At 65.8% G+C, this 23,538-nt stretch carries 22 protein-coding genes; 12 read left to right on the forward strand and 10 right to left on the reverse strand.

From position 1 onward, the window contains the following. Window positions 1-23 precede the first annotated feature (23 nt). The 5 genes from GGR33_RS15755 (at window position 24) to GGR33_RS26270 (ending at window position 5,250) form a co-directional block, all read left to right on the forward strand. Complete coding sequence (locus GGR33_RS15755; protein WP_183506826.1) at window positions 24-1,316, forward strand: styrene monooxygenase/indole monooxygenase family protein; 1,293 nt, start codon at window positions 24-26, stop codon at window positions 1,314-1,316. Further along, the gene (locus GGR33_RS15760) at window positions 1,313-1,819 is read left to right on the forward strand and encodes a flavin reductase (protein WP_183506828.1); all 507 of its coding nucleotides are present in this window, start codon (window positions 1,313-1,315) and stop codon (window positions 1,817-1,819) included. The genes GGR33_RS15755 and GGR33_RS15760 overlap by 4 nt, the downstream gene beginning before the upstream one ends. 25 nt (window positions 1,820-1,844) lie before the next feature. Then, a complete protein-coding gene (locus GGR33_RS15765; protein WP_183506830.1) occupies window positions 1,845-2,552 on the forward strand; it encodes a GntR family transcriptional regulator in 708 nt (235 codons plus the stop codon). Between the two features lie 468 nt (window positions 2,553-3,020). Continuing rightward, the gene (locus GGR33_RS15770; protein WP_246413194.1) at window positions 3,021-4,574 is read left to right on the forward strand and encodes a carbohydrate porin; all 1,554 of its coding nucleotides are present in this window, start codon (window positions 3,021-3,023) and stop codon (window positions 4,572-4,574) included. 133 nt (window positions 4,575-4,707) lie between these two features. After that, window positions 4,708-5,250, forward strand: a complete 543-nt coding sequence (locus GGR33_RS26270) for a transposase (protein WP_281381172.1) — start codon at window positions 4,708-4,710, stop codon at window positions 5,248-5,250. A gap of 348 nt (window positions 5,251-5,598) precedes the next feature. Here the strand turns inward: GGR33_RS26270 and GGR33_RS15780 are convergent, their stop codons facing one another. After that, window positions 5,599-7,056 carry an NAD-dependent succinate-semialdehyde dehydrogenase gene (locus GGR33_RS15780; RefSeq protein ID WP_183506834.1) on the reverse strand — a complete coding sequence of 486 codons (1,458 nt, stop codon included), beginning with the start codon at window positions 7,054-7,056 and terminating at the stop codon, window positions 5,599-5,601. 89 nt (window positions 7,057-7,145) lie between these two features. Here GGR33_RS15780 and GGR33_RS15785 point away from each other — a divergent pair, with 89 nt between their 5' ends. Continuing rightward, the gene (locus GGR33_RS15785) at window positions 7,146-7,931 is read left to right on the forward strand and encodes an IclR family transcriptional regulator (RefSeq protein ID WP_183506836.1); all 786 of its coding nucleotides are present in this window, start codon (window positions 7,146-7,148) and stop codon (window positions 7,929-7,931) included. A 210-nt stretch (window positions 7,932-8,141) separates the two neighbouring features. Next, the gene (locus tag GGR33_RS15790; RefSeq protein ID WP_183506838.1) at window positions 8,142-8,279 is read left to right on the forward strand and encodes a hypothetical protein; all 138 of its coding nucleotides are present in this window, start codon (window positions 8,142-8,144) and stop codon (window positions 8,277-8,279) included. Between the two features lie 66 nt (window positions 8,280-8,345). Here the strand turns inward: GGR33_RS15790 and GGR33_RS15795 are convergent, their stop codons facing one another. The 9 genes from GGR33_RS15795 to GGR33_RS15835 all read right to left on the reverse strand — a co-directional run bounded on the left by GGR33_RS15795 (window position 8,346) and on the right by GGR33_RS15835 (window position 18,752). Continuing rightward, on the reverse strand, window positions 8,346-9,284 hold the full coding sequence (locus tag GGR33_RS15795; protein ID WP_183506840.1) for a dihydrodipicolinate synthase family protein: 939 nt from the start codon (window positions 9,282-9,284) through the stop codon (window positions 8,346-8,348). Window positions 9,285-9,300: 16 nt separating this feature from the next. Then, window positions 9,301-10,086 (reverse strand): SDR family oxidoreductase, encoded by a 786-nt coding sequence (locus GGR33_RS15800; protein ID WP_183506842.1) that lies wholly within the window; start codon window positions 10,084-10,086, stop codon window positions 9,301-9,303. A 51-nt stretch (window positions 10,087-10,137) separates the two neighbouring features. Continuing rightward, window positions 10,138-10,833 carry a ribonuclease activity regulator RraA gene (locus tag GGR33_RS15805; protein ID WP_183506844.1) on the reverse strand — a complete coding sequence of 232 codons (696 nt, stop codon included), beginning with the start codon at window positions 10,831-10,833 and terminating at the stop codon, window positions 10,138-10,140. Window positions 10,834-10,855: 22 nt separating this feature from the next. After that, window positions 10,856-12,571 carry an IlvD/Edd family dehydratase gene (locus GGR33_RS15810; protein WP_183506846.1) on the reverse strand — a complete coding sequence of 572 codons (1,716 nt, stop codon included), beginning with the start codon at window positions 12,569-12,571 and terminating at the stop codon, window positions 10,856-10,858. A 64-nt stretch (window positions 12,572-12,635) separates the two neighbouring features. After that, entirely contained in the window at window positions 12,636-13,964 is a 1,329-nt protein-coding gene (locus tag GGR33_RS15815; RefSeq protein ID WP_183506848.1) for an MFS transporter, read from the reverse strand. A gap of 79 nt (window positions 13,965-14,043) precedes the next feature. Continuing rightward, the gene (locus tag GGR33_RS15820; protein ID WP_246413178.1) at window positions 14,044-15,213 is read right to left on the reverse strand and encodes a lactonase family protein; all 1,170 of its coding nucleotides are present in this window, start codon (window positions 15,211-15,213) and stop codon (window positions 14,044-14,046) included. Between the two features lie 29 nt (window positions 15,214-15,242). Next, window positions 15,243-16,592, reverse strand: a complete 1,350-nt coding sequence (locus GGR33_RS15825) for an MFS transporter (RefSeq protein WP_246413179.1) — start codon at window positions 16,590-16,592, stop codon at window positions 15,243-15,245. 74 nt (window positions 16,593-16,666) lie between these two features. After that, a complete protein-coding gene (locus GGR33_RS15830) occupies window positions 16,667-17,380 on the reverse strand; it encodes a molybdate ABC transporter substrate-binding protein (RefSeq protein ID WP_183506850.1) in 714 nt (237 codons plus the stop codon). 34 nt (window positions 17,381-17,414) lie between these two features. Then, the gene (locus GGR33_RS15835) at window positions 17,415-18,752 is read right to left on the reverse strand and encodes an alpha-hydroxy acid oxidase (protein ID WP_183506852.1); all 1,338 of its coding nucleotides are present in this window, start codon (window positions 18,750-18,752) and stop codon (window positions 17,415-17,417) included. Window positions 18,753-18,977: 225 nt separating this feature from the next. On the opposite strand from GGR33_RS15835, the gene GGR33_RS15840 reads away from it, so the two are divergent. From GGR33_RS15840 to GGR33_RS15860, 5 genes are all read left to right on the forward strand, one after another. Next, a complete protein-coding gene (locus GGR33_RS15840; RefSeq protein WP_284211373.1) occupies window positions 18,978-20,033 on the forward strand; it encodes a LacI family DNA-binding transcriptional regulator in 1,056 nt (351 codons plus the stop codon). Window positions 20,034-20,118: 85 nt separating this feature from the next. After that, a complete protein-coding gene (locus tag GGR33_RS15845; protein ID WP_183506854.1) occupies window positions 20,119-20,799 on the forward strand; it encodes an aspartate/glutamate racemase family protein in 681 nt (226 codons plus the stop codon). Between the two features lie 2 nt (window positions 20,800-20,801). Beyond that, the gene (gene otnK / locus GGR33_RS15850; protein WP_183506856.1) at window positions 20,802-22,067 is read left to right on the forward strand and encodes a 3-oxo-tetronate kinase; all 1,266 of its coding nucleotides are present in this window, start codon (window positions 20,802-20,804) and stop codon (window positions 22,065-22,067) included. Then, a complete protein-coding gene (otnC, locus tag GGR33_RS15855; RefSeq protein ID WP_183506858.1) occupies window positions 22,064-22,693 on the forward strand; it encodes a 3-oxo-tetronate 4-phosphate decarboxylase in 630 nt (209 codons plus the stop codon). Before otnK ends, otnC begins: the two co-directional genes overlap by 4 nt. Before the next feature lie 35 nt (window positions 22,694-22,728). Next, window positions 22,729-23,532, forward strand: coding sequence for a hydroxypyruvate isomerase family protein (locus GGR33_RS15860; protein ID WP_210302027.1), 804 nt, complete (start codon window positions 22,729-22,731; stop codon window positions 23,530-23,532). The last annotated feature ends 6 nt before the right edge of the window (window positions 23,533-23,538 follow it).

Genomic DNA, 23,538 nt, shown 5'->3' on the forward strand with positions numbered 1-23,538 from the left:
TGACACTCTGAGGAGGTAGATACATGGCAAAAGTCAACATCATCGGCGCGGGGCCTGCCGGCTGCGTAATGGCCTATGCGTTGCTGCGCGACGGCCATCAGGTGACGCTGTATTCAGACCGCTCCCCGGATCAGTGGCTCAATCATTCGGCGCCGACGGGAACGGCCTACCTTTGGGGCGAAGTCATCGACATCGAGCGTGAGCTCGGAATGGACTACTGGTCTCATGACATGTTCCGGGGGCATGGCGTCCTCTTCGATCGTGCCGAGCATGTCGGCGGCCACAGCTCGAAAGTGATGAAAGGACGTTTCGAGTACGGCCGCGAGGGCTGCGGCATCGATCAGCGCATGCGCGTTCATCGTTGGCTTGAGGACCTCGAAGGCCGAGCCGGGAAGCTGGTCATTGAGAGCGTTACTCCCGAGCGGCTCGACGAGATCGCGCTTGATGGCGACGTGACCGTTCTCGCGGCCGGCAAGGCTGACCTCGCCAGAGTCATCCCGAGGGACCCGGCGCGAAGCGAATTCGACAAGCCGCAACGCAACCTCGCCATGGCGATCGTCCGCAGCAAGTCCGGTCGGCACGTTCGCGAATGGTTTTCCGATCGCTGGGACTACGTGCCCACGAAATTCGACTTCTTTGCCGATGCCGGCGAATTCTTCTGGGTTCCCTACATGCACAAGACGGCCGGGCACACCTACGCCCTACTGTTCGAAGCGAAGCCCGGCGGCGAGTTCGATCGCTTCAACGGCCTGACCTCCGGCGAAGCGGTGACCGAAGCCGCCAAGGACATCATGCGTGAGCATACGCCTTGGGAGCGTCATTTCGCCGACGACGTGGAATACGTCTCAGAGGATCGCCACGGCTGGCTGACGGGCCGGTTTCCGCCGACTGTCAGGCAGGCCTTCGGTCGGTTGCCATCGGGAGGACTCGTGATGCCCATCGGGGACACCGCGATCGCGTTCGATCCGATCTGCGGCCAAGGTGGAAATTTTGCCAATCGCAGTGCCAAGTTCATTGCCGATCAGATAACCTCTCATGGAGATGCCAAGTTCGACGAAATTTGGATGACGAAAGTAAACTACATGCTCTGGTCAACTTACGGCAAGAACCAGTGCGCCTTCAATAATACGTTCCTTCAAAAGCTTAGCCCTGCAGCGCAGCTGGTCTTCGATACATGCTGTTCGAACGATGACGCTGGAGACGCCTTCTACTACGCGTTTCCGCATCCGGAAACGCTTGTTCCGGCGCTGACCGACTGGAACGTGGCGAAGGCCTTTGCTGCGCGTCATGGCTATCCTGTGAGGGAGGCAGCATGACGACGACCGGCTCCGACCTCTCTTTCCGCGAGGCGATGTCGTGCCTTGGGGCGGCGGTGAACGTCGTGACCTCGGCCGGGTCGGCAGGGCGGCTCGGCTTTACCGCGACGGCTGTTTGCAGCGTAAGTGACCAGCCTCCCACGCTGATCGTGTGCATGAACCGCAGCAGTGCGCAAAACGAGGGTGTCAAATCCAACGGCGTTCTTTGCGTGAACACGCTCTCTCACGAGCAACAGGACCTTGGAGCCGTCTTCGCCGGGATGACACAGGCAAGAAGCGAGGAACGCTTTCTCGGAGCGAGTTGGAGCACTCTTGCCACGGGTGCTCCAGTGCTTCATGGCTCCCTCGCCTCGTTCGATTGCGAGATCGAACGTGTCATTGAGGTTGGGACGCACAGCGTTTTTGTGTGCTCCGTCCTGGACGTTGCAACCAACCGGACCGGGGAGTCGCTCGTCTATTTCCGTCGACGATACTGCGCGACGCAGGGCTTCGACGGATCCTAGCGCGGATACGGGAGTCGAATGGGTCATGGGGAGCGTCGGACGGATAAGAGGCCAGACCGAAAAGCTCATCCGGCGATCCATTCTGCAGGCGATCTTCGAACAGCGCATGCCGCCGGGCGCACGGCTGACCGAGGACGCCCTCGCGGATACCTTTGAAGTAAGCAGGACGATCATTCGGCAGGTGATCGCACGGCTCGCTCAAGACGGAATCCTGATCAAGGATTCCAGCGGAGCGACGCATATTGCCTCTCCCTCGCGGCAGGAAGCAAAGCAGATCCTCGATGTGCGACGCATGATCGAGCCGAAAGTTGTCCGGACGCTCGCCGACAGGGCGGCCGATTTGTCCTTCGCCGATTTGCAGGCTCACCTGGAGGCGGAAGACAAGGCACGGAAACAGAACGACCGCGGCGGCCTGGTTCGCCTTACCGGCGAGTTTCACCTTCTTCTGGTTCAGCACACGCAAAACGCGATCCTGGTTCGCCTCATGACCGAGCTGCAGGCCCTGATCTGCCTGGCGATACTTCTGTACGCGTCGGGGGAGGATGCGTGCCCCGAGGACGAACATCGCCGGATCGTCGACGCGATACGAGCTGGTGACGGAGCCCGTGCCGAGCACCTGATGCTGCACCACCTCGATCACATCGAAAGAGATCTGAAGCTCGACGACCTGAGGCCGGACGTTCAGATTGAGAGCGCCTTGACGTGGCTGAGCGGCCGACGTTCCGGAGACTGAACCTTTTCAGCACCAGCGCGCCCTTGCGATAGCCCGGAAGCTTTCGTGGAACGACTGTTAAAATAACAGGTCTGAAATAGCGGACCGCCGGCAGATTGGACTGCGCCGATCCTAAGCAGCAAAGCCCAAGCTTTCCGCCGCGTGCTTGTTCTTTGGGCCGTCGAAGTGCCACGGCGACCGATGAAGTTATGACCGGCCCTTCGCAAGCGTCGTAGAGAAGCGGCCGGTTCTGCCGCCGACCTGATTTGGGTGACATCCCTATAGACGCAGGTCCGTCATTCGCCTCCAGCCGAAGCCGAATTCTCGCGAACCACCGGCAGCGAGCGGCCTCAAGCGTCTCGCTTCTTCATTCAAGCACTTCGGACAAGCTTAGATATACAGTCACTGTTACATTCCTACCACTGGCACGCTCATTGCATCCGTGTTTGTATACAACATCGCGTCCAAAGAAGATGCATCGTGGATGCGATGAAAACAGGATTTCAAATCAGAAAGGGGCGAGCTATGCCGTTACGCGTGACATTGATTACGAGTGTTTTCCTGAGCTTCGCCATTGCGAGCGCCGCAGCTCAGGGCAACGAAACGACCGGGTCGACCGGAGAAAAAGAAACACAAACGCGGTCACGCGGCACATCGGCCGGTAAGCCTTCTCCGAGACGTTACACGAAACTCAAGAAGGCGCCGCCGACCTCTCAAGGAATTCCCGGGGCGACTACCGCCGTTGGCATTGCTCGCAACCAAGGTCAGACGGCCGCTGCATCAGCTTTGCGGCCGGGAACATTGGAATTCGGAAACGGCATCACGATGTTTCTGAATTATACCGGCGAAGTTGCCGGCAATCCTGTGGGTGGTATCAGGCAGGGGTCGGCCTATGCCGGCCAAATCTTCTTCGGAATAGACGGCAATCTTGAGCAACTCGCTGGCATCGAAGGCGGCTCGGCTCATGTCGTGGTGACCCAGCGTCATGGCCGGGATCTAACAAGCGATTATATCGGCAGCAACACTTCTGTTCAGGAAGTCTTCGGCGGCGGCCAGACCGCTCGACTGTCCCTGCTCAGCTACGAGCAAAAGCTGTTCGATAATCATTTCGATGTTGAAGTTGGACGCTTGCCCGCCCAAGGATCATTCTTTTCATCGCCCGTATACTGTAATTTCCAAAATAACGGTATCTGTGGATCGCCCACTTTTGTGTTCAAGGATAGCAATTTCACCTATTTTCCGGTTTCTACTTGGGGAGCACACGCTAAATTTTGGCTGGATGACGACTTCAAGTACTTCCTTCACGTGGGCGCATATGAGGTCAATCCTCGCACGCAGCTGCCAACCGACAACGGTATTGATTGGTCGACGAAGGGCGCGACCGGATTCCATGTGCCGATCGAACTTGGCTACAGCACAACCTTTGCGAATGATGCTTATCCTCGGAACTACGGGATCGGCGCTGTGATCGACCAGTCGCATTATTCCGACCCGATTCTGGACACGGCCGGCAGCCGCACGCTGTTCAGCGGATTGGATCCGCTGACCCGATTTGGACGCTCTTTCATATTTGCACGCTTCGATCAGATGATCTGGCGGCCCGATCTTACCGCACCTCAAGGTCTCACGGTTTTCGGCTTGGCTATGAAGGGTACGGGCGGGCGACAAATTGAGGACTACTATCTCGCCGCCGGCTTGGTCCAGACCGGCACGTTCGACGCCAGACCCTACGATACTGTCGCGGCAATGTTCTCACTGCAAAAGTTTTCCTCGCTCGGCTTGGCCGATGTTCGCGCTGCCCGTACGTCGCTCGGCCTGGACAGCGCGGATGTTGCAACGACGCAGTACATGCTCGAAGTCAATTATGGTATTCAGCTTACTCCAGCCATAAGAATTACGCCTAACCTCCAGTACATAGTAAATCCCGACCAGACCCGATACCCATTCCGTGCAAAATCAATTCCTAATGCCTTTGTCATCGGAACAAAGCTTTCTGTGGATCTATTCACTTTGGCAGGATTGGCAAAAGGTATCGGCCAGTAAAGATAGATCGTGGCGGGTGAAAAACACCCGTCACGCATTCAACAAATCTGATTAAAAAAATAATCAATAAATTTTTTATAGGCGAAGTTCTACTTGTGAAGCGCGCTCCTTTTTCAACGCAAAGCCGCCGTCCATGCGGTTTCTTGGCGCTTGCGTCCGCAAGATACGTCACGTTGCATTCACTAGCGCCTCGCGATGCATCAAAGACCAAATTGCTCGCGGCGGCAGCCCTCTGGCTCCAGACATAAACTGGGGTCGGCGGCGCAATACACGTTCGCGCTCAGAAAGTCATCCAATTGTTAGTCGTTGGTCTAGATATTGTAGGTGTGCCGTGAGGTACCCATTACTGTTGGCCTGCTTACTTTCTTCCCGAGACTGGACCTCTGATGCCGAGGAGATGATCCCAGCAGAAATTCCCACAAACCGGCAAGGCGCATCGACAAAGCCGGAGATTGCAATTCAGGAGATCAACCGAGTCTCGGCTGCCGGCGCGCGCTTTGGGTGGGTGCTGGCCGATGCCGGGCACGACTACAGTGAAGTGTTCCGTCATGCTTTAAGTGAACGCCGTCCTCCGTGGGCATTCCGGCTTTCGCGACGCCAGAACTTGCATCCGCCTCAACTCAACCTGATCCTCGCTGTCGCCAAAATATTCGCCGCTTTGCTTGCTCGAGATTAAGTTCGTAGCTAGCTTCGCGCTACGAAAAAGTGCTACAATCGTGCTACGCGGTCGACGAAAAAGCTCTGCAAATTCAATCTTTTGAACATATGCGCGCCGAATCCTTTCGGGCGCGCCATTTCCACACAGAAGTGCGAACTCCGGTACACTGTGCGCGCCGCCTGACATGACGGTGTGTAAGTTCGATTCGTCTCCGGCGGCTTTGCTGACGTCGACTCGCGATACATGCACCCACTACGCAAGCCGCCGGCCGGTCCACTCCGTGCCGTGGCGATGAGCGATGCTGGCGGATATCCGAAGGATCGAGCGTCCGGCCGATGCCAAGAGCGATCCGAAGACGAGCGGTGATCAGCCGACGGCCGAGCACCAGTATTTCGTCTCGATATATTCTTCGATGCCGTATTTGGAGCCTTCGCGTCCCATTCCCGACTGCTTCATGCCGCCGAAGGGCGCGACTTCGTTGGAGATGACCCCGGTGTTGTGGCCAACGATCCCGTATTCGAGCGCTTCCGCGACGCGCCAGGCCCGGCGGCCGTTCTCGGTGTAGAAATACGAGGCGAGGCCGAATTCGGTGTCGTTCGCTAGCCGCACGACCTCCTCTTCGGTCTCGAACCGGAAGAGCGGAGCGACCGGGCCGAAGGTTTCTTCGCGCGCGATCCGCATGGATTGCGTGACGCCGACGAGGACGGTCGGCTCGAAGAACAGGCTGCCCGCGCCGCTGCGACGGCCTCCGACGAGAGATTCGGCCCCTTCGGCAAGCGCATCGGCGACATGGTCCTCGACCTTGCGGATCGCGGCCTCGTCGATCAGCGGCCCGATCAGCACACCTTCCCGGGTGCCCGGTCCGACCGTCAGGCCGGCGACGCGGTCCGCGAGCTTGCGGGCAAAAGCGTCGTAGACCCCCGACTGGACGTAGAGCCGGTTCGCGCAGACGCAGGTCTGGCCGGCATTCCGAAATTTGGACGCGATGGCCCCCTCGACCGCCGCGTCGAGATCGGCGTCGTCGAAGACGATGAAGGGCGCGTTGCCGCCGAGTTCGAGCGACAGGCGTTTGATGGTGGGCGCACATTGCGCCATCAGCAGCCGCCCGACCTTCGTCGAGCCGGTGAAGGATAGCTTGCGAACCCGATCGCTCGCGGTCAGGACGCCACCGACGACCTCGGCCGGCCCCGTGACCACCTGGAGAACGCCGGCGGGGATCCCCGCCTGCACCGCGAGATCCGCGATCGCCAATGCCGTCAGCGGCGTCTGGTCGGCCGGTTTGACGATGATGGTGCAGCCGGCAGCGAGAGCGGCCCCCCCCTTTCGGGTGATCATCGCTGCGGGGAAATTCCAGGGCGTGATGGCGGCGCAGACGCCGACGGGCTGCTTCAGAACCAGGATGCGCTTGTCGGCCTGCGGCGCGGGGATGATGTCCCCGTAGACCCGCTTGGCCTCCTCGGCGAACCATTCGATGAAAGAGGCCGCGTAGATGACCTCCCCACGGGCCTCGGCCAGGGGCTTGCCCTGCTCGGCGGTCATGATCGCTGCGAGGTCGTCGGCGTTCGCGACGATCAGATCGCGCCAGGAGCGAAGCTTCGCGGATCGCTCGCTCGCGGCGGTCTTCGACCAGATCCTGAAGGCCCGCTCGGCCGCATCGACGGCCATCTCGATATCCTCGCTCGCCAGCGAAGGGACACGCGCGACGACCGAGCCGTCAGCGGGACTGGTCACGACGATCGTGTCGCGGCCTTCCGGGGCGTACCATTGCCCGTCGACGAGACAGGCTTCACGCAGCAGGCCGGGTGCAGTCAGGTCCAACGCCATCTCCTGAACTCGCTTGTCTTGTTCAATTAGCTGAACTATATTTTGCTAATTGAACTTATCCTTCGCTCATTGAGAGGTCAACGCGATCCATGGACGACGACGCACACCGATCCGGTGGCGAGAGCGTGCCCGCGCTCCGTCGGGCCGTTCGGATCCTCGACTTGGTCTGTACGACCGAGACCGAGCCGAGTGCGGCGGACCTCGCCCGGGCGATCGGCATCCCGAAGAGCACAGCTCACGGCCTGCTCTCGGCGATGGTCGATCTCGGGCTTCTCGCGCGATCGAACGAGGGAGCATTCCGCCTCGGACCTCACCCAATGCGCTGGGCGAACGGATTCCTCGCGCGACAGGACATCGTCGCGGAATTCCAGCGTCACTTCATGGAAAAGGCGGACCGCGCCGAGCATACGGTCACCCTCACGGTGCTGGACGGCCGCGAGGTCGTCTATCTCGGCTGCCACAACAGCGATAAGCCGCTCGGCTTCACCTTCCGGATCGGGATGCGCCTGCCGGCCGTCTTCACCGCGACGGGCAAGGCTCAGCTCGAGGCATGGCCTGACCCACAGCTCGAACGGCTCCTCGAACAGGGTTGGCCAAAACCCATGACGCGGGCGAGCGTCCGCAGCCTCACTGAGCTTCGGACCGAATTCGCGGAGATCCGGGAGCGCGGCTACTCCATCGACAACGGTCAGATCCGCGAGGGGATGATCTGCCTCGGCGCGGCGATCCGGGACCATTCAGGTAAGCCGATCGGCGGCGTCGCCATCAGCTTGATGGAGAGCGAGGCGCTGCCCGACGTGCTCGGCCGGCTCGGAACCGAACTGCGGCAATCGGCCGACGCGATCTCCCGACGGCTCGGTGCCGACCCGGGTTGAGCGGTTTGGCGGCCGCATCGCCCGGCTGGCGGCACCCGGCAACGATCGAGCCATGCCAGCCGAAGGCAATCGTTAAACGATCGATCACAAAGCCATGTTCGCCACGCATACGAGCGACGCCGACAACCCGATTGCTGCAGCGCAAGATCGAGCTCATTTTATGTTGCGTCGCAACCGGCGGCCTCGCCGCCTCACGTGAATCGCATTGCCATGAACGTTGCTGCTGCACTCCAGGCTGCCTCCGTCCCGACTTCGCGCAAGGCCGGCAACGGCTTCTTCGCCGAGATGATCGCCGCATGGCTCGCCCATCACCGTCGTGTCTTCGAGGCCGGCGGCTTCCGCCACTAAGGCTCAGGTCGACCTCGAGGGCCCGATCCGCTTCGGTAAAGCGGATCGGATCGTCGGCATGGCGGCTCAGGCTGGCAAACGTGCCCGCGGGTCCACTCGCGCGATGCGCGACAGCAGGTAATCGACCTCCGCTTTCGCCTGCGCGGTGAGCCCCATCGACGGCTTTCGCTGGGCGTCCGATGTGAAGATGCCGCGCCGCTTGAAGACGTATTTGCGGACCGCCAAGCCCAGCGGACCCTGCTGCTGCTCGTAGCGCAGATAGGGCAGATGCGCGTCGAACAGATCGTGCGCTTCGTCGCGGCGGCCGGCCGCGTTGAGCTTGACCACATCCACCAGCATCTCCGGAAAGGCGTAGCCGGTATTGGCGCCGTCGGCACCGCGCTCGACCTCGAAATCGAGGAAGAGGCCGCCATTGCCGACGAGGATCGCGATGTGGCGCATCGAGCCGTCGCGCTCGAAGCCGCGCAGGGCCGTGATCTTTTCGAGCCCCGGCCAATCCTCGTGCTTGAGCATCACGCACGACTCGTTCTCGCTGACGATCCGGCGGATCACGGCCGGTGTCATCTGCACCGAGAAGGTCAGCGGGTAATCCTGGAGGATGAACGGCACGTCCGGGCCGATCGCCTCCACCGCGTTGCGGTAATAGCCGACGATCTGGTCGTCGGTGCGCAGCGTGTTCGGCGGCGCGATCATGACGCCGGCCGCGCCGATCTCCATCACCTCCCGGGCAAGCGAGCGCATGGCGGCGAAGCCCGGCGCCGACACTCCGACCACGACCGGCAGACTAGTGCGGCCGATGACGCGGCGCGCGATGGCGACGCCCTCGGCATGGTCGAGCTTCGGCGCCTCGCCGAGCTGCCCGAGAATGGTGATGCCGTCGACTTCTGCGCCGACGAAGAAGTCGGTCATGCGGTCGAGGGAGGCCTCGTCGACGCGGCCGTCGTCGAGGAAAGGCGTCGGCGCGATCGGCACGACGCCTCGGATGTCGCTGGTCAGGGCTGGCATGGGTGATGTCCTCCGCTCAGATGCTGGGGATGAGGCCGCCATCGACGCGGATCACCGAGCCGGTGAGGTAGGAGGCGCGGGCGCTCGCCAGGAAGGCGACGGTGCTCCCGTATTCCTCCGGATCGCCGTAGCGGCCGAGCGGGATCGAGCCGGTGCTCTCGGTCTGCACCTCCTCGACGCTGCGGCCCTCGCGCTTGGCCTTGGCTTCGTCGAGGGCGACGATACGCTTCGTCGCGATGCGCCCGGGCAGAACGATGTTCGCGGTGATGCCGTCGCGGCCGACCTCGCGCGCGAGCGTCTTGGACCAGCCGACGAGCGACAGGCGCAGCGCGTTCGAGACGGCGAGGTTCGGGATTGGAGCGACCACGCCCGAGGACGTGCTGGTGATGATCCGGCCCCACTTCTTCTCGCGCATGCCCGGCAGAACGCGGTCGGTCAGCGCGATCACCGAAAGCACCATCGCCTGGAAATGCTTGCTCCAGAGCTCGGTGGGCTGGCCGGAGGCGGGGGTCGGCGGCGGCCCGCCGGTATTGTTCACGAGCACGTCCACGGTGCCGAAGCGCTTCTCGATGGCGGAGACGTGGGTTTCGATCTGCGAAAGGTCGGCGAGGTCCCATGGCAGGGTGACGCCCTCGGCGCCGGCTGTCTCGACGTCCTTCAGGGTCGCGTCGAGGGAGGCCTGATCGATGTCGCCGAGTGCGAGCCGCGCCCCCTCCGCCGCCAGCGCGACGGCGATGGCGCGGCCGAGGCCACCGCCCGCACCGAGAACCAGGGCGGTCTTGCCGCGTAATCCGAGATCCATCTCACATCCTCGTTGTCTGCAGTTCGTGCGTCTTGCGGCGGGAGCTCCGCCTCAGCCCTTCTCGCGCTCGTAGCGCGCGCGGGTCTCGTCGTTGGGCGGATAGAGGCCTGGCAGCGCTACGCCCTTCTCGACCTCGCGCATGATCCAGGCCTCCAAGCGCTCCTGCTCGACGGCGAGGTCGGCGACTTCCGCAGCAAGCGCCGCTGGGATCACCACTGCGCCGTCGCCATCGGCGACGATGATGTCGTCGGGGAAGACCGCCACGCCACCGCAGCCGATCGGCTCCTGCCAGCCGACGAAGTGGAGCGAGGCGACGGAGGGCGGCGCGGCGATGCCGTCGCACCAGACCGGCAGCTTGCTGTCGACCACGCCCTGCGCGTCGCGCACGACGCCGTCGGTGACGAGGGCCGCGACGCCGCGCTTGTGCATGCGCGCGCAGAGGATGTCGCCGTAGACGCCCGCCTCGCGGATGCCGCGAGCATCGATCACGGCGACGCAGCCCTCCGGCATCGCCTCGATGGCGGCGCGCGTGGAGCGCGGCGAGGACCAGGAGGCCGGCGTCGCGACGTCCTCGCGTCCGGGCACGAAGCGCATGGTGAAGGCGCGGCCGACGACGCGCGGCGTGCCGGGCGTCAGGGGGCGCGTTCCCGCCATCCAGACCCGGCGCAGGCCCTTCTTGAGGAGGATCGTCGTCAGCGAGGCGGTGGTGACGCCGCGCAGGCGCTGGATGAGATCGGCATCGTCCATGGAGGTCTCCTGATCTGAGCCGTCAGGCCTGGTCGGGGCGGCGCATGAAGGCGAAGTCGCAGCCCTCATCCGCCTGCAGCACGGTGTCGTGATAGAGCCGGGCATATCCGCGCGCGGCCCAGTCCGGTGTCGCAGGAGTCGCGCCGGAGCCCTGTTCGGCGCGGCGGCGTTCGAGTTCGGCCTCGTCGACGAGCAGGTCGATCCGGCGCCCCGGCGTGTCGAGGCGGATGCGGTCGCCGGTGCGCACGAGCCCGAGCGGGCCGCCATCGGCGGATTCGGGCGTGACGTGCAGCACGATGGTGCCGAAGGCGGTCCCCGACATGCGGGCATCCGAGATCCGCACCATGTCCTTGACGCCGGTGGCCAAAATCTTCTTCGGGATCGGCAGGTAGCCCGCCTCCGGCATGCCGGGGGCACCCTTCGGGCCTGCATTCTGCAGGACAAGGATGTCGTCGGGCGTCACGTCGAGATCCGGGTCGTCGACGCGCGCGGCCATGTCGGGGATCGAAGTGAAGACCACCGCGCGGCCCTCGTGCTGCAGCAGGGCGGGGCTCGCCGCACTGTGCTTGATCACCGCCCCGCGCGGAGCGAGGTTGCCGCGCAGGATCGCCATGGCGCCCACCGGCTTGATCGGATCCTCGGCCGAGCGGATCACCGTCTGGCCTGGGACATCTTCGGCCTGTCCCACGACGTCCCGCAGCGTCCCACCCGCCACGGTGGGCTGGTCGAGATCGATTAGGTCGCCGAGGCGCTTCATCAACTGCGGCATGCCGCCGGCGTGATGGAAATGCTCCATGTAGTGCTGGCCCGACGGCTTCAAGTCGATCAGCACCGGAACCTGGCGGCCGAGCCTGTCGAAGGCGTCGAGGTCGATCCGGTGCGGCGTGCGGTTGGCGATGGCGGTGAGATGGATCAGCCCGTTGGTCGAGCCGCCGATGGCCTGGAGCACGGTGAGCGCGTTGCGGAAGGCGCCCGGCGTCAGCAGTTCGCTCGGGCGCGGGCCGCCGGACACGGCCATCTCGGCGGCGCGCCGGCCGCTGGCCTCGGCGAGGCGAACGCGCTCGGCATGGGGCGCGGGAATGGTGCCACTCATCGGCAGGGCCAGGCCCATCGCCTCGGTGATGCAGGCCATGGTGCTGGCGGTGCCCATCACCATGCAGGTGCCGACGGAGGGGGCGAGCCGGCCGTTGACCACCTCGATCTCGGCTTCGTCGATCTCCCCGGCGCGGTGCGAGCTCCAGAGCCGGCGGCAATCCGTGCATGCGCCCAAAACCTCGCCGCGGTGATGGCCGACCACCATCGGACCGGTGGGTATCACGATGGTCGGGCGATCGGCACTCGCAGCCGCCATGATCTGGGCCGGCAGGTTCTTGTCGCAGCCACCGATGACGATGACCGCATCCATCGGCTGGGCGCGGATCATCTCCTCGGTGTCCATGGCCATGAGGTTGCGCAGGAACATCGAGGTCGGGTGGGCGAAGCTCTCGTGGATCGAGATGGTCGGAAACACCATCGGCAGGCCGCCGGCGAGCATGACGCCGCGCATGGCCGCCTCGATCAGCGTCGGCACGTTGCCGTGGCACGGATTGTAGTCGCTGGAGGTGTCGGTGATGCCGACGATCGGCCGGTCGAGGGCATCGTCCGAATAGCCGGCAGCCTTGATGAAGGCCTTGCGCAGGAACAGCGAGAAGCCCGCATCCCCGTAGCTCGTCAGGCCCTTACGAAGTCCCGTACTCATGAGGTGGGTCTCGTTGCGCGTGAAGGAAAGCGAGGGCGCTCGGACGCGCCCTCGCGAGGCGGGCTCAGGCGCTCTGCTTGCTCAGGGCGACTCGCGGCTCGCGAGCCTCGGCGAAGCGCTGGTTGACCACGAGGATCGTCACGATGGCCCCGCTCAGCGCCAGGCCTCCGAGGAAGTAGAGGCCGGCCTGGAAGCTTCCGGTCGCCTCGCGAACCCAGCCGACGATCGAGGGCGCGACGAAGCCGCCGAGATTGCCGATGCAGTTGATGACCGCGATGCCGGCGGCCGCCGCGCTGCCGGTCAGGAATAGCGAGGGCAGCGCCCAGAACGGCGCCTTGGCGCCGTAGAGCCCGACGGCTGCGAGCGACATGAAGGCAACCGCCCAGAGCGATCCCGTCAGGTAGCCGGCCCCGACCATGCCGAGCGCGGTGAAGACGAGCGCCGTAACGAGGGTCAGACGCCGGTCGTTGTAGGTATCGGAGACGTAGCCGAAGACTAGGCCGCCGATCGTGCCGAACACGTAGGGCACCGCCGTCATCAGGCCGGACTGCATGTCCGAGAGGCCGGTGCTCTTGAGGATCTGCGGGAGGAAGAAGGCCAGGCCCAGATTGGCGCCCGTATTGGCGAAGTAGATGAACGACAGGGCCGCCATGCGCGGATCGGTGAAGGCGGTCTTGAGGCTGCTGCCATGGGTCGCCGCCACGCCGCGCTGCTCCTCGTCGAGGATCGATTGTAGCTTGTCCCGGTCGGCCGGGGCGAGCCATTTCGCGTCCTTCGGACGGTCCGGGATCATGAACAGGAACATGATGCCGAACAGGCTGGTGGGCAGGCCCTCGAGGATGAACAGCCACTGCCAGCCCTTCAGACCCAGCAGGCCGTCCAGGTGCAGGATCGCGGTGGAGAGCGGTGCGCCGATCGCCAGCGAGACCGGGATCGCGACGGAGAAGGCGCCGAACATCCGGGCGCGGTACTCCTTCGGGAACCAGTAGGTCATGTAGAGGATGACGCCGGGATAGAAGCCGGCCTCGGCCGCGCCGAGCAGCAGGCGCATGGCGAGGAAGCTCTTCTCGCCCTGCACGAAGATCATCGCGGCCGAGATCAGGCCCCAGGTGATCATGATGCGCGCGATCCAGCGACGCGCGCCGACCTTTTCCATGATCAGGTTGCTCGGCACTTCCGCGAAGAAGTAGCCGATGAAGAACACGCCGGCCCCGAAGCCGAACACCGCAGGGCCGATGCCGAGCTCGGCGTTCATCTTCAACGCGGCGAAGCCGACGTTGATGCGGTCGATATAGGCCATGACGTAGCCGATGAAGAGCAGCGGCATCAGCCTGACGAAGGCCTGTTTGAAGATGCGGTCGCGGGTCGCTTTCTCGCTGTCGGCGTCGCTCATGGGTTCCTCCAAGATCTTGTCGTTGTTTCTGTTCGGTCCGGCGGGATGGCGTCCCGCCCAAGTCCAAAGGTCGTGCGCCTCACCCCGTCGTTGCGGAGAAGGCGATGGTGACCGGGCTCAGCGTCTTCACGGTCTGGCCCGTGGCACTCAGCGCGCCGCTGGACGGGTCCGCGCGAAGCTGGACGAGCGTGTCGCCCTGCTCGTTCGCCGCGTAGAAGAACGCTTGCTCGGGGTCGAAGGCGATGAAGCGCGGGTCGCGCCCCTGCGTCGGCTCCCAGCCTTTCGGGGTGAGGAGGCCGGTGGCCGGATCGGCGGAAAAGATCGCCACGTCGTCGCTGCCCCGGTTCGAGCAGTAGACGGAGCGGCCATCCCGCGAGACGGCGATCTCGGCGGCGGTGCTGGCGCCGAAGAAGGTGCTCGGCAGCGTCGTGATCACCTGCCGGGGTGTCAGTTTTCCGGTCGCGGCATCCCAGCCGTAGGTCGTGGCGGTGCTGTCGAGTTCATTCACGACCCAGGCGACGGGCAGCTTGGGGTGGAAGGCGAGATGGCGCGGGCCGGCGCCCGGACGGCTGTCGACCGATTCGGCTGGAGTCAGGCGGCCAGCGGCAGCGTCCCAGCCGAAGACGAAGACGCGGTCGAGGCCCTTGTCTGGCACGATCACGAAGCGGCCGGACGGGTCGAACACCACGTGATGCGGATGGGAGGCCGTCTGCTCGACGCGGTGCGGTCCGGGCGTCCCCTCCAGGGGGATCAGTTGATGCTGGTCGCTCAATCCACCATCGGGCCGGATGCCGAGCACCGCGACGCTGCCGCTCGAATAATTCGCAACGACGAGGAAGCGGTTCGACGGGTCGATGGCGAGGTGGACGCCGTTCTTGCCGCCGGTCGCCGCCCGGTTGAGGGCGGTGAGCGTGCCGGTCGATGGGTCGACTGTGAAGGCGTCGGCGTAGTCGAGGTCGCCGTGGACGACGTAGAGGAAACGGCCGTCCCGGCTGAGGATCAGGAAGGACGGGTTGACGCTGTCGGGCACGCGCTGGGCATGGGTCCAGGCCCCGGTCTTCGCATCGATGGCGAAGACGTTGATGCCGTCACCGCGCGCCTTGCGCTGCTCGGTGGTGAAGCAGCCGACATAGGCGAAGCGCGGCTTGCCTGTCGCACCCTCCGCGAAGGCCGCCCTTCCCGGCATGAGCGCGGCAAGCGCCGCCGCGCCTTCGAGCATCGTCCTGCGGCTGATCGTGCCCTGGGTCATGCTCGGTCTGCCTCCCGTGCCGGTGACAATCAGGCGGTGGTCGGGCTGGCGGCCGGAAGAGCCCGATCAGCCTGAGGCGCCGCTTTTGGGGCGCCGCCGAAGGGCTCGATGGTTCCGACCACGAAGATGTAGTTGAGCGCGCCGAGGATGCAGACGCCGCCGGCGAGCAGCAGCGGCCCGAGGAAGGAGCCGCCGGAGAGCCAGAGCATCAGGCCCGTGACGCTGGTGATGCCGACGCCCGCGAGGTTCGAGGCGAAGTTCTGGATGCCGCCGATCGAGGCGACGTGGGCCTTCGAGGGCGCCACGTCGGCCGGTACGCACCAGATCACCGCCGCGGTGAAGGCGAGCGCGGCATAGGTGATCGAGAACAGGATCAGCATCAGCGCGATGCTGTCGGTGAAGGCCGCAAACGCGATCACCGAGGAGGTCAGCATGCCGCCCGCCAGGCAGATTTTCCGAGATGCGGTGAGCGAGAAGCCGCGATGGAACAGGTGGTCGGTCATCCAGCCGCCGAGCACGCTGCCGGGCAGGCTCATCAGGGCCGGGATCGCGCCGAGCGTGCCGAGCTGGCCCAGCGAGAAGCCCTTCGCGCTGACCAGGTAGGTCGGGAACCACGTGATGAAGAAGTACTTCACGAAGTTCATGCAGAAGAAGCCGATCATCATCCCCCACATCGTCCGGTACTTGAACAGGGACGACCACGGCACATGCGCGGCGGGGGCCTGATCGGTCTCGACGCCTTCGCGGAGCGCGGCGAGCTGTTGCGGGGTGATGCTCCTGTCGTTCTCGGGCTCGCGGTAGATCAGCAGCCAGAACAGCACCCAGACCAGGCCGAGGGCGCCGGTGACATAGAACGACACCCGCCAATCCCAGGTGTGGATCAGCCAGGCGACCAACGGCAGGGCGATGGCCGTCCCGGCCTGCGGGCCGGCATCGAACAGGCCGCTGGCGAGACCGCGCTCGCGTTTCGGGAACCAGCCATAGACCACCTTCACGCAGGCGGGGTTCGACCCGGCCTCACCGATGCCGAGCATCATGCGGGAGCCGAACATCGTCGCGACCGAATTGGCGAAGCCCGTCACGACGGTGAAGATCGACCACCAGGCGGCGGAGAGGGCGAGGCCGATCTTCGCGCCGATCCTATCGGTGAACCAGCCGGCGGGGAGCTGTCCGAAGGCGTAGGTCCAGAAGAACGCGCCGAGGATCAGCCCCATCTCGCCGTCGTTGAAGCCGAGCTCCTTCTTGATGTGCGGAGCCGCGATGGCGAGGTTGATGCGGTCGACATAGCTGATCCCGAGGATCAGGAAGCACAGCAGGATCATCACCCAGCGGATCGCGGGCAGGGCGACTTTCTCGTGCGTGGTCTCGGGCATCGACATGGTTCGCGTCGCGTCTTCGATGAACTGTGATCGCCGATGGCGGGGACGGCCGATGGGCGAGGGGAGGGCGGCCGTCAGGAGGCCGGTTCGAGCCCGCTCGACCGATAGGCTTCGGCCGCGCTCGGATCGGTGAGGATGGAGAGGAAGCGCTGCGCCGCGTCGGGCGCGGTCGCCTCGCGCAGGATCGCGGCGCAGAAGGTGGTCTCTTCCTGGGCGCCCTCAGGGTAGGGGCCGACCACCTCGATGCCCGGCACCACCATCAGTTCGGAGATCTGCTGGACGGCTATGTCGGCCTCGCCCGAGACGAGCTTCGTCGCAGTGAACCCGGCCGGGATGATCGTCGCCCGGGCGTTGACCGCGTCAGCGATGCCGAGCCGCGGCAGCAGGCCGGCGAAGTAGATGCCGCTGGCACCGGCCCGCGAATAAGCGACCGAGCGCGCCCCCGTCAGGGTGCTCTTGAAGGCCTCCAGCGTGTCGATGCGCGGATGCGGGGCGCCCGCCTTGACCGCGACGCCGTAGCGCGAGCGGCAGACGTCGACGCGGCTCTCCGGATGGATCAGCCCCTCGGCTTCGAGCGTGTCCATGGCGCCGGAGAGCACCAGCACCATGTCCGGCCGCCCCCCCTCGGCGAGCCTGTCCTGGATGACGGTGGTCGGTGCCCACATGATGTCGAGCGTGTCGCCCTGCGCTGCGAAGGTCGGGATCAGGCTCGCGTCGAAGGCGCCCTTGACCACCAGGGCGCACATGGCCTGGACAGCCTCGCCCCGCACCGTCCTGCCGTCGGCCATGCCGCGTTCCGTTCCCTGGTTTTCAGTGGGCCGCTCAGCCACGGCGCTCGACCTTGCGGAGGATCTCGGGGCCGAGTTCGTCGAGGCGGTTGGCGCCGAGGAAGGCCATGTCGCGAAGGATCTCGTCCTTCAGGATGCTGATGGCGTGCGAGACGCCCGGCGCGCCGCCGAGCGCCGCCGCGAACATGAAGGGCCGGCCGAGCAGCACGAAGTCGGCTCCGAGCGCCACGGCCTTGAGCACGTCGGTGCCGCGCCGGATGCCGCTGTCGACGATCACCTTCATCGAGCCCTTGTTGGCCGCGATCTCCGGCAGCACGTCGAGGGGCGCGACGGCGTAGTCGAGCTGGCGGCCGCCATGGGTCGAGAGGATCACGCCGTCGGCACCGCAGCTCCGGGCGATCTCGACATCGGCCGGGTTGAGCAGGCCCTTGACCAGCAGGTTGCCCTTCCAGCGACGGCGGATCGCCTCGAGATTGGCCCAGCAGAGCTTGTCCCGCGCGATCGTGTTTCGCACGGCGTTCTGCGACATCATCGGCGGGCCGCGCTCGGCCTCCATGTTCTCGAAATGCGGAACGCCGTGCTTGATGAAGGTCTGCGCGACGACGCCGAGCGCCCAGCGCGGATGCGTGACGCTCTGCCAGAGCACCTTCGGGGTCACCTTGATCGGCATCGAGAAGCCGCTGCGGGTGTTGTGCTCGCGGTTGCCCAGCGTCGGCGTGTCGGCAGTGACGACGAAGGTGCCGTAGCCTGTGCGCGCCACGCGATCGACGAGGCGGTCGATGCGGTTCTGGTCGCCAGGCAGGTAAGCCTGGTACCAGGCGTCCCTGTTCTGCGCGTGGACGTCCTCGAGCCGGATCAGCGAGGAGGCGCTCAGGATCATCGGGATGTTCTGCGCGCCCGCGGCTTCCGCCAGGACGAGATCGCCGCGATAGGCGATGAAGGCCGAGCCGCCGAGCGGGCCGATGCCGAAGGGCGCGGAATAGGTCTTGCCGAACAGCTCGGTCGCGCAGGACCGGGCCGAGGTGTCGACCATCGCCCGCGGCAGGAAGGCGTAGTCGGAATAGGCGTCGCGGCTGCGGCGCATCGCCGTGCCGGTCTCGACGCCCGCCGCCACGTACTGGAAGATCATGTGCGGCAACCGCCTGCGGGCATGCCGCTCGAAATCGTCGAGCGCCAGCAGGTCGCGGAACGCGCGCGGCGTGGTGTTGGCGGTGCGCGCCAAGCTCGTCACGAGCGGCTGTGCCGCCGGAGCGGCCTGCCCATCGGCCTTCACGGCGAGGCCCGTCCCCACGTCGACCGCCGCCGCCTCGGCGACGTCGCCATCCGGAGAAAGCGCATCGCGATCCGGCTCTTCGCGCGCCAGCGCTGGCATTCCATTCCTCCCGGCCGTTCGGCTCTGCGGCGTCCTCTCAGGTGGATGGCCGCTGCTGCCGCAGCCTATCCGTGACGCCTTTCTTGAAAGCGATTACAAAAGACAGCGCGAGGTGTACGATGTCAATATATTTCTCCTTCCTCCTCCAAAACCGGTGGATGGCTTGCGCCCGGCAGGGGTGCGATGTGATCTAGCGCGCAGGTTGGTCCGGTGAGGCGAGTGGGTGTGACGAAACCGCAGATCAGCCAAGAGATCAGCCAGGACCCGTTGCGGTTTCCGGTCACGAAAGACGTCGCCGAGCGTGCCGGTGTGTCCACCGCGACCGTGTCGCGGGTCCTCAACGGTACCGCCCGCGTGCGCGCCGACAAGCACGAGGCCGTGATGAAGGCCGCGGAGGAGCTCGGCTTCGTCGCCAACGGCGCGGCCCGCGCCCTCTCGATGCGGCGCTTCATGGCCGTGGGGGCCGTCGTCCCGAACATCGAGAACGAGGCGTTCATCCGCGTCCTGTCGAGCTTCCAGGACCGCTTGCGACAGGAGGGCTACACGCTGATCGCAGCCAATTCCGGCTACGACATCGACAACGTGCTGCGCGAGGCGACCTTCCTGATCGAGCGCGGGATCGATGGGCTGATGCTCGTTGGCGACATCCACCATCCGCTGCTGCATGCGCGGATCGCGCGCCAGAAAATCCCGATGGTCCAAGTGTTTACGCTCTCGACCGAGCGCGCCTGCATCGGCTTCGACAACGCCGCCTCGGCGGGTCGCGCGGCCAGTTACCTGCTCGATCTCGGCCATACCCGGATCGGCGTGATCTCGGGCCTGCGCAAGGACAACGACCGTGGCGGCGCCCGCGTCGAGGGCATCCACGCGGCGCTCGCGGCGCGCGGGCTTCGTATGCTGCCCGAGCACGACGTCGAGATCTCCTACGGCATCGGCGGCGGCCGCGACGGCTTCCGGCAGATGCTGGCCTCGGGCGCGGAACCGCCCACGGCGATCATCTGCGGGACCGACCAGATCGCCTTCGGCGCGATGATCGAGGCGCGCTCGCGCGGCCTCGACATCCCCGGCGACCTCTCGGTGATCGGCCACAACGACTCGGATTTCGCGGCCTTCCTGAGCCCGCCCCTGACCACCATCAACGTCCATTCCGCCGCGATCGGCCGCGCGGCCGGCGACCATCTGGTCTCCCGCATGGCCGGCCGTCCGACCGTCCGGCTCACCGAGATCGACGCCGAACTGATCGTGCGCGGCAGTACGGCCCCCCCGCGAGCGCGCGGCTGAGGCCTCGCCCAAGCAGTATCCTGCGATATCTTGCTTATGTCTTGAAATCGCTTACAAGACGGCAGGTCTTCCAGCCGGTGCAGTCATGCCCCCTCGTATCGTCCTCCTCCACGCGACCCCCGTCGCGATGCAGCCGATCCAGACGGCGATGGCCGAGAACTGGCCCGAGGCGGAGCCGATCCACCTGCTCGACGAGGGCCTGTCGATCGACCGGGCGCGAGAGGGCGACGGCCCGATCTCGGAGGCCATGATCGAGCGCTTCGTCGCCTTTGGCCGTTACGGCCACGCCACCGGCGCCGACGGCATCCTGATCACCTGCTCCGCCTTCGGCCCGGCCATCGAGCGGCTGGCCGAGGCCCTGCCGATCCCGGTAGTGAAGCCGAACGAGGCAATGTTCGAGGCGGCCATCGCCAAGGGCGGCAAGGTCGGCATGCTCGCCACCTTCGGCCCCTCCGTCGGCACCATGACCGACGAGTTCGACGCCTTCGTCGCGGCCTCCGGCAAGACGGCGAGCCTTCGCACCATCGTCGTGGCGGACGCGATCGACCGCCTCCGCAAGGGCGATGCCGAGACCCACAACCGCCTCGTCGCCGAGCAGGCGCCCGAATTCGCCGAGTGCGACGCGATCATGCTCGCGCATTTCTCGACCTCGCGGGCGGCGCAGGCCGTGCGCAACGTGGTCTCCGTGCCGGTGCTCACGGCACCACATGCGGCGGTCGACCGGATGCGCGCCCTGGTCGAGGGCAGGGCAGGCGGGCGGGGCTGATCATGCTGCTCGGAGTCATCGCCGACGACTTCACCGGCGCGAGCGACATCGCCGCCACCATCGCCAAGGGCCTGGATGGCGAGGGTGGCCTGCGCACGACGCAGTTCCTGGGCGTGCCGACCGCACCCGCCGCGGCCGGCGTCGAAGCCGGCATCGTCTCGCTCAAGAGCCGCTCGATCCCCGCCGCCGACGCCGCGGCGCAGTCGCTCGCCGCGCTCGACTGGCTCCGGGCCCAGGGCGCCAGGCAGATCGTCTTCAAATACTGCTCGACGTTCGATTCGACGCCCGCGGGAAATATCGGCCCGGTGGCCGAGGCCCTGGCCGAGCGGCTCGGAGCCAAGGGCGTCGTGGTCTGCCCGGCGTTTCCGGGCGCCGGCCGCACGATCTATCTCGGCCATCTCTTCGTGAACGACCGGCTGCTCAGCGAGTCTGGGATGGAGAACCATCCGCTCACGCCGATGAAAGATCCCGACATCCGCCGGGTTCTTGCGGTGCAGTCGCGGGGCAAAGTCGGGCACGTCGCGCAGCCGATCGTGGCGGCCGGCTCCGACGCCATCGCTAAGGCGCTCGCCGCAGCCAGCGAAACCCTCGTCGTGGTCGACGCGATCGGCAACGACGATCTCACGGCAATCGGCGCGGCTGTCGCTGACGCGCCCCTCGTCACCGGCGGCTCGGGCATCGCACGCGGCCTGCCGCACAACTTCATCGCGCGGGGCGAGGCCTCCGGTAGCGGCGCCGGGGCGCCTGCCGTCAATGGCCCGGAGGCGATCCTCGCCGGAAGCTGCTCGCGGGCGACGCGCGCCCAGATCGCCCATCACCGCGAGCGGCATCCGGTCGAGATGATCGCCGTGGATGCAGTGATGGATGGCCACTTCGATCGCGAGGCGGTGCTGCGCTTCGTCCTCGACAATGCCGGCCACGCCCCTCTGGTCTATTCCTCCGCCGACCCGGAGGACATCGCCGCCGCCCAGGCGCGCTATGGCCGCGAGGCCGTGGCCGAGGCCCTCGACGGCGTCTTCGGAAACCTCGCGAAAGACCTGGTCACGCGCGGCCTGCGCCGCCTCGTCGTCGCCGGTGGCGAGACCTCCGGAGCGGTGGTGGGCGCCCTTGACCTTTCTGCGTTGACCGTCGGGCGCGAGATCGATCCCGGCGTCCCGGTCCTCGTCTCGGAGACCGCGCCGCGCCTCGGCCTCGCGCTCAAGTCCGGCAATTTCGGCGCCGTCGATTTCTTCGACAAGGCGCTCGCCCATATCGGAGGCTCGGCATGAGCGAGGCCGCTCTTCGCGACGAGATCGCGCGGCTGGCGAAATCGCTGTTCGACCGCGGCTATTCGGTCGGCTCGGCGGCCAACATCAGCGTGCGGCTCGACGACGGCTACCTGATCACGCCGACCAATTCCTGCCTCGGCTTCCTCGATCCGGAACGGATCAGCCGGCTCGACCGCGACGGCAACCACGTTGGCGGAGACAAGCCCTCCAAGGAGGTGTTTCTGCACCGCGCCTTTTACGAGACCAGGGCGGAGGCGGGCGCAGTCGTGCATCTGCACTCGACCTACGCCACTGCCCTGTCCTGCCTCGCCGACACCGATCCCGAAGACTGCGTCCCGCCGCTGACGCCCTACGTCGTCATGCGGGTCGGTCGTGTGCCGCTGGTGCGGTATTTCCGGCCGGGCGATGCCAGGGGCGGAGACCTGATCCGCGCGCTCGACGGCCGCCACGCCGCGGTGCTGCTCGCCAATCACGGCCCGGTCGTGAGCGGGAAGGATCTGACGAGCGCCGTCTACGCCGCCGAGGAGTTGGAGGAGACCGCGAAGCTTCTCGTCATCCTGCGCGGCCAACCCGTGCGGATGCTCGATGCGGCCCAGGTCGCCGAGCTGAAGGCGACCTTCGGCTGAACCATCGCAAGACCACCCGTTTCGAGGAACATCCGATGCCGATCCATCTCGGCCCCTTCGCCGACCGCCTCAGCGCCCATCTCGGCTTCCTCTATACGGAGCGCCCGCTCCCCGAACGCTTCGCTGCCGCCGCGCGGAACGGGTTTCGCGTGATGGAGCATCCGAACCTGTTCTCGACCCCGGCCAGGGAGGTCGCCGGCTGGCTGAATGCGGCCGGCCTATCCCTCGTCCAGACGAGTTTTCCGGCAGGCGACGCCTCACGCGGCGAGAAGGGTTTTGCGGGGCTCCCCGACCGTGCCGGGGCGTTTCGTGATAGCGTCGCGCCGACCCTCGACTATGTCGAGGAGATCGGCGGCTGCCGTCTCGTCCATGCCATGGCTGGCGTGCGCCCGGCCGGTGTGGCGCAGGACAGGCTCCTCGACACCTATCGCGAGAGCCTGGCCTTCGCCGCAGACCTGGCGGCCCGGCGCGGCATGGAGATCCTGATCGAGCCGATCGGCCCCGGCTCGATCGCCGACTACATCGTCGACGATCCGCTGCTCGCGGTCCGGCTGATCGGCGAGGTCGGTCGGCCGAACGTGAAGCTGTTGTTCGACGCCTACCACGCCCATTGCCTCGGCCATGATCCGGCGGCGCTGATCCGCGAGCACGCAGCCCTGATCGCCCATGTCCAGATCGCCGACGATCCCGGCCGCCACGAGCCCGGCACCGGCACCATCGCCTTCGATCCGATCTTCGCGGCGCTGGAAGCGGTCGGCTACGCGGGCACCATCGGCTGCGAATATCACCCGGCGACCACGACGGAGGAGGGGCTCGGCTGGATCAGGGGAGCCGCCTGAGGGGCT

It is taken from the genome of Methylobacterium brachythecii (genome assembly GCF_014196345.1).
Taxonomy (GTDB): Bacteria; Pseudomonadota; Alphaproteobacteria; order Rhizobiales; family Beijerinckiaceae; genus Methylobacterium; species Methylobacterium brachythecii.

Coding starts and splice junctions, on each gene's coding strand:
- GGR33_RS15765 (WP_183506830.1), top strand. CDS start 1,845: ATGGGGAGCGTCGGACGGATAAGAGGCCAGACCGAAAAGCTCATCCGG.
- GGR33_RS15820 (WP_246413178.1), bottom strand. CDS start 15,213: ATGACCCAGGGCACGATCAGCCGCAGGACGATGCTCGAAGGCGCGGCG.
- GGR33_RS15845 (WP_183506854.1), top strand. CDS start 20,119: ATGCCCCCTCGTATCGTCCTCCTCCACGCGACCCCCGTCGCGATGCAG.
- GGR33_RS15770 (WP_246413194.1), top strand. CDS start 3,021: ATGAAAACAGGATTTCAAATCAGAAAGGGGCGAGCTATGCCGTTACGC.
- GGR33_RS15830 (WP_183506850.1), bottom strand. CDS start 17,380: ATGGCCGACGGCAGGACGGTGCGGGGCGAGGCTGTCCAGGCCATGTGC.
- GGR33_RS15760 (WP_183506828.1), top strand. CDS start 1,313: ATGACGACGACCGGCTCCGACCTCTCTTTCCGCGAGGCGATGTCGTGC.
- GGR33_RS15835 (WP_183506852.1), bottom strand. CDS start 18,752: ATGCCAGCGCTGGCGCGCGAAGAGCCGGATCGCGATGCGCTTTCTCCG.
- GGR33_RS15815 (WP_183506848.1), bottom strand. CDS start 13,964: ATGAGCGACGCCGACAGCGAGAAAGCGACCCGCGACCGCATCTTCAAA.
- GGR33_RS15860 (WP_210302027.1), top strand. CDS start 22,729: ATGCCGATCCATCTCGGCCCCTTCGCCGACCGCCTCAGCGCCCATCTC.
- otnK (WP_183506856.1), top strand. CDS start 20,802: ATGCTGCTCGGAGTCATCGCCGACGACTTCACCGGCGCGAGCGACATC.
- GGR33_RS15825 (WP_246413179.1), bottom strand. CDS start 16,592: ATGTCGATGCCCGAGACCACGCACGAGAAAGTCGCCCTGCCCGCGATC.
- GGR33_RS15810 (WP_183506846.1), bottom strand. CDS start 12,571: ATGAGTACGGGACTTCGTAAGGGCCTGACGAGCTACGGGGATGCGGGC.
- GGR33_RS15805 (WP_183506844.1), bottom strand. CDS start 10,833: ATGGACGATGCCGATCTCATCCAGCGCCTGCGCGGCGTCACCACCGCC.
- GGR33_RS15780 (WP_183506834.1), bottom strand. CDS start 7,056: ATGGCGTTGGACCTGACTGCACCCGGCCTGCTGCGTGAAGCCTGTCTC.
- GGR33_RS15755 (WP_183506826.1), top strand. CDS start 24: ATGGCAAAAGTCAACATCATCGGCGCGGGGCCTGCCGGCTGCGTAATG.
- GGR33_RS15790 (WP_183506838.1), top strand. CDS start 8,142: ATGAACGTTGCTGCTGCACTCCAGGCTGCCTCCGTCCCGACTTCGCGC.
- GGR33_RS15785 (WP_183506836.1), top strand. CDS start 7,146: ATGGACGACGACGCACACCGATCCGGTGGCGAGAGCGTGCCCGCGCTC.
- GGR33_RS26270 (WP_281381172.1), top strand. CDS start 4,708: ATGCGGTTTCTTGGCGCTTGCGTCCGCAAGATACGTCACGTTGCATTC.
- GGR33_RS15795 (WP_183506840.1), bottom strand. CDS start 9,284: ATGCCAGCCCTGACCAGCGACATCCGAGGCGTCGTGCCGATCGCGCCG.
- GGR33_RS15800 (WP_183506842.1), bottom strand. CDS start 10,086: ATGGATCTCGGATTACGCGGCAAGACCGCCCTGGTTCTCGGTGCGGGC.
- otnC (WP_183506858.1), top strand. CDS start 22,064: ATGAGCGAGGCCGCTCTTCGCGACGAGATCGCGCGGCTGGCGAAATCG.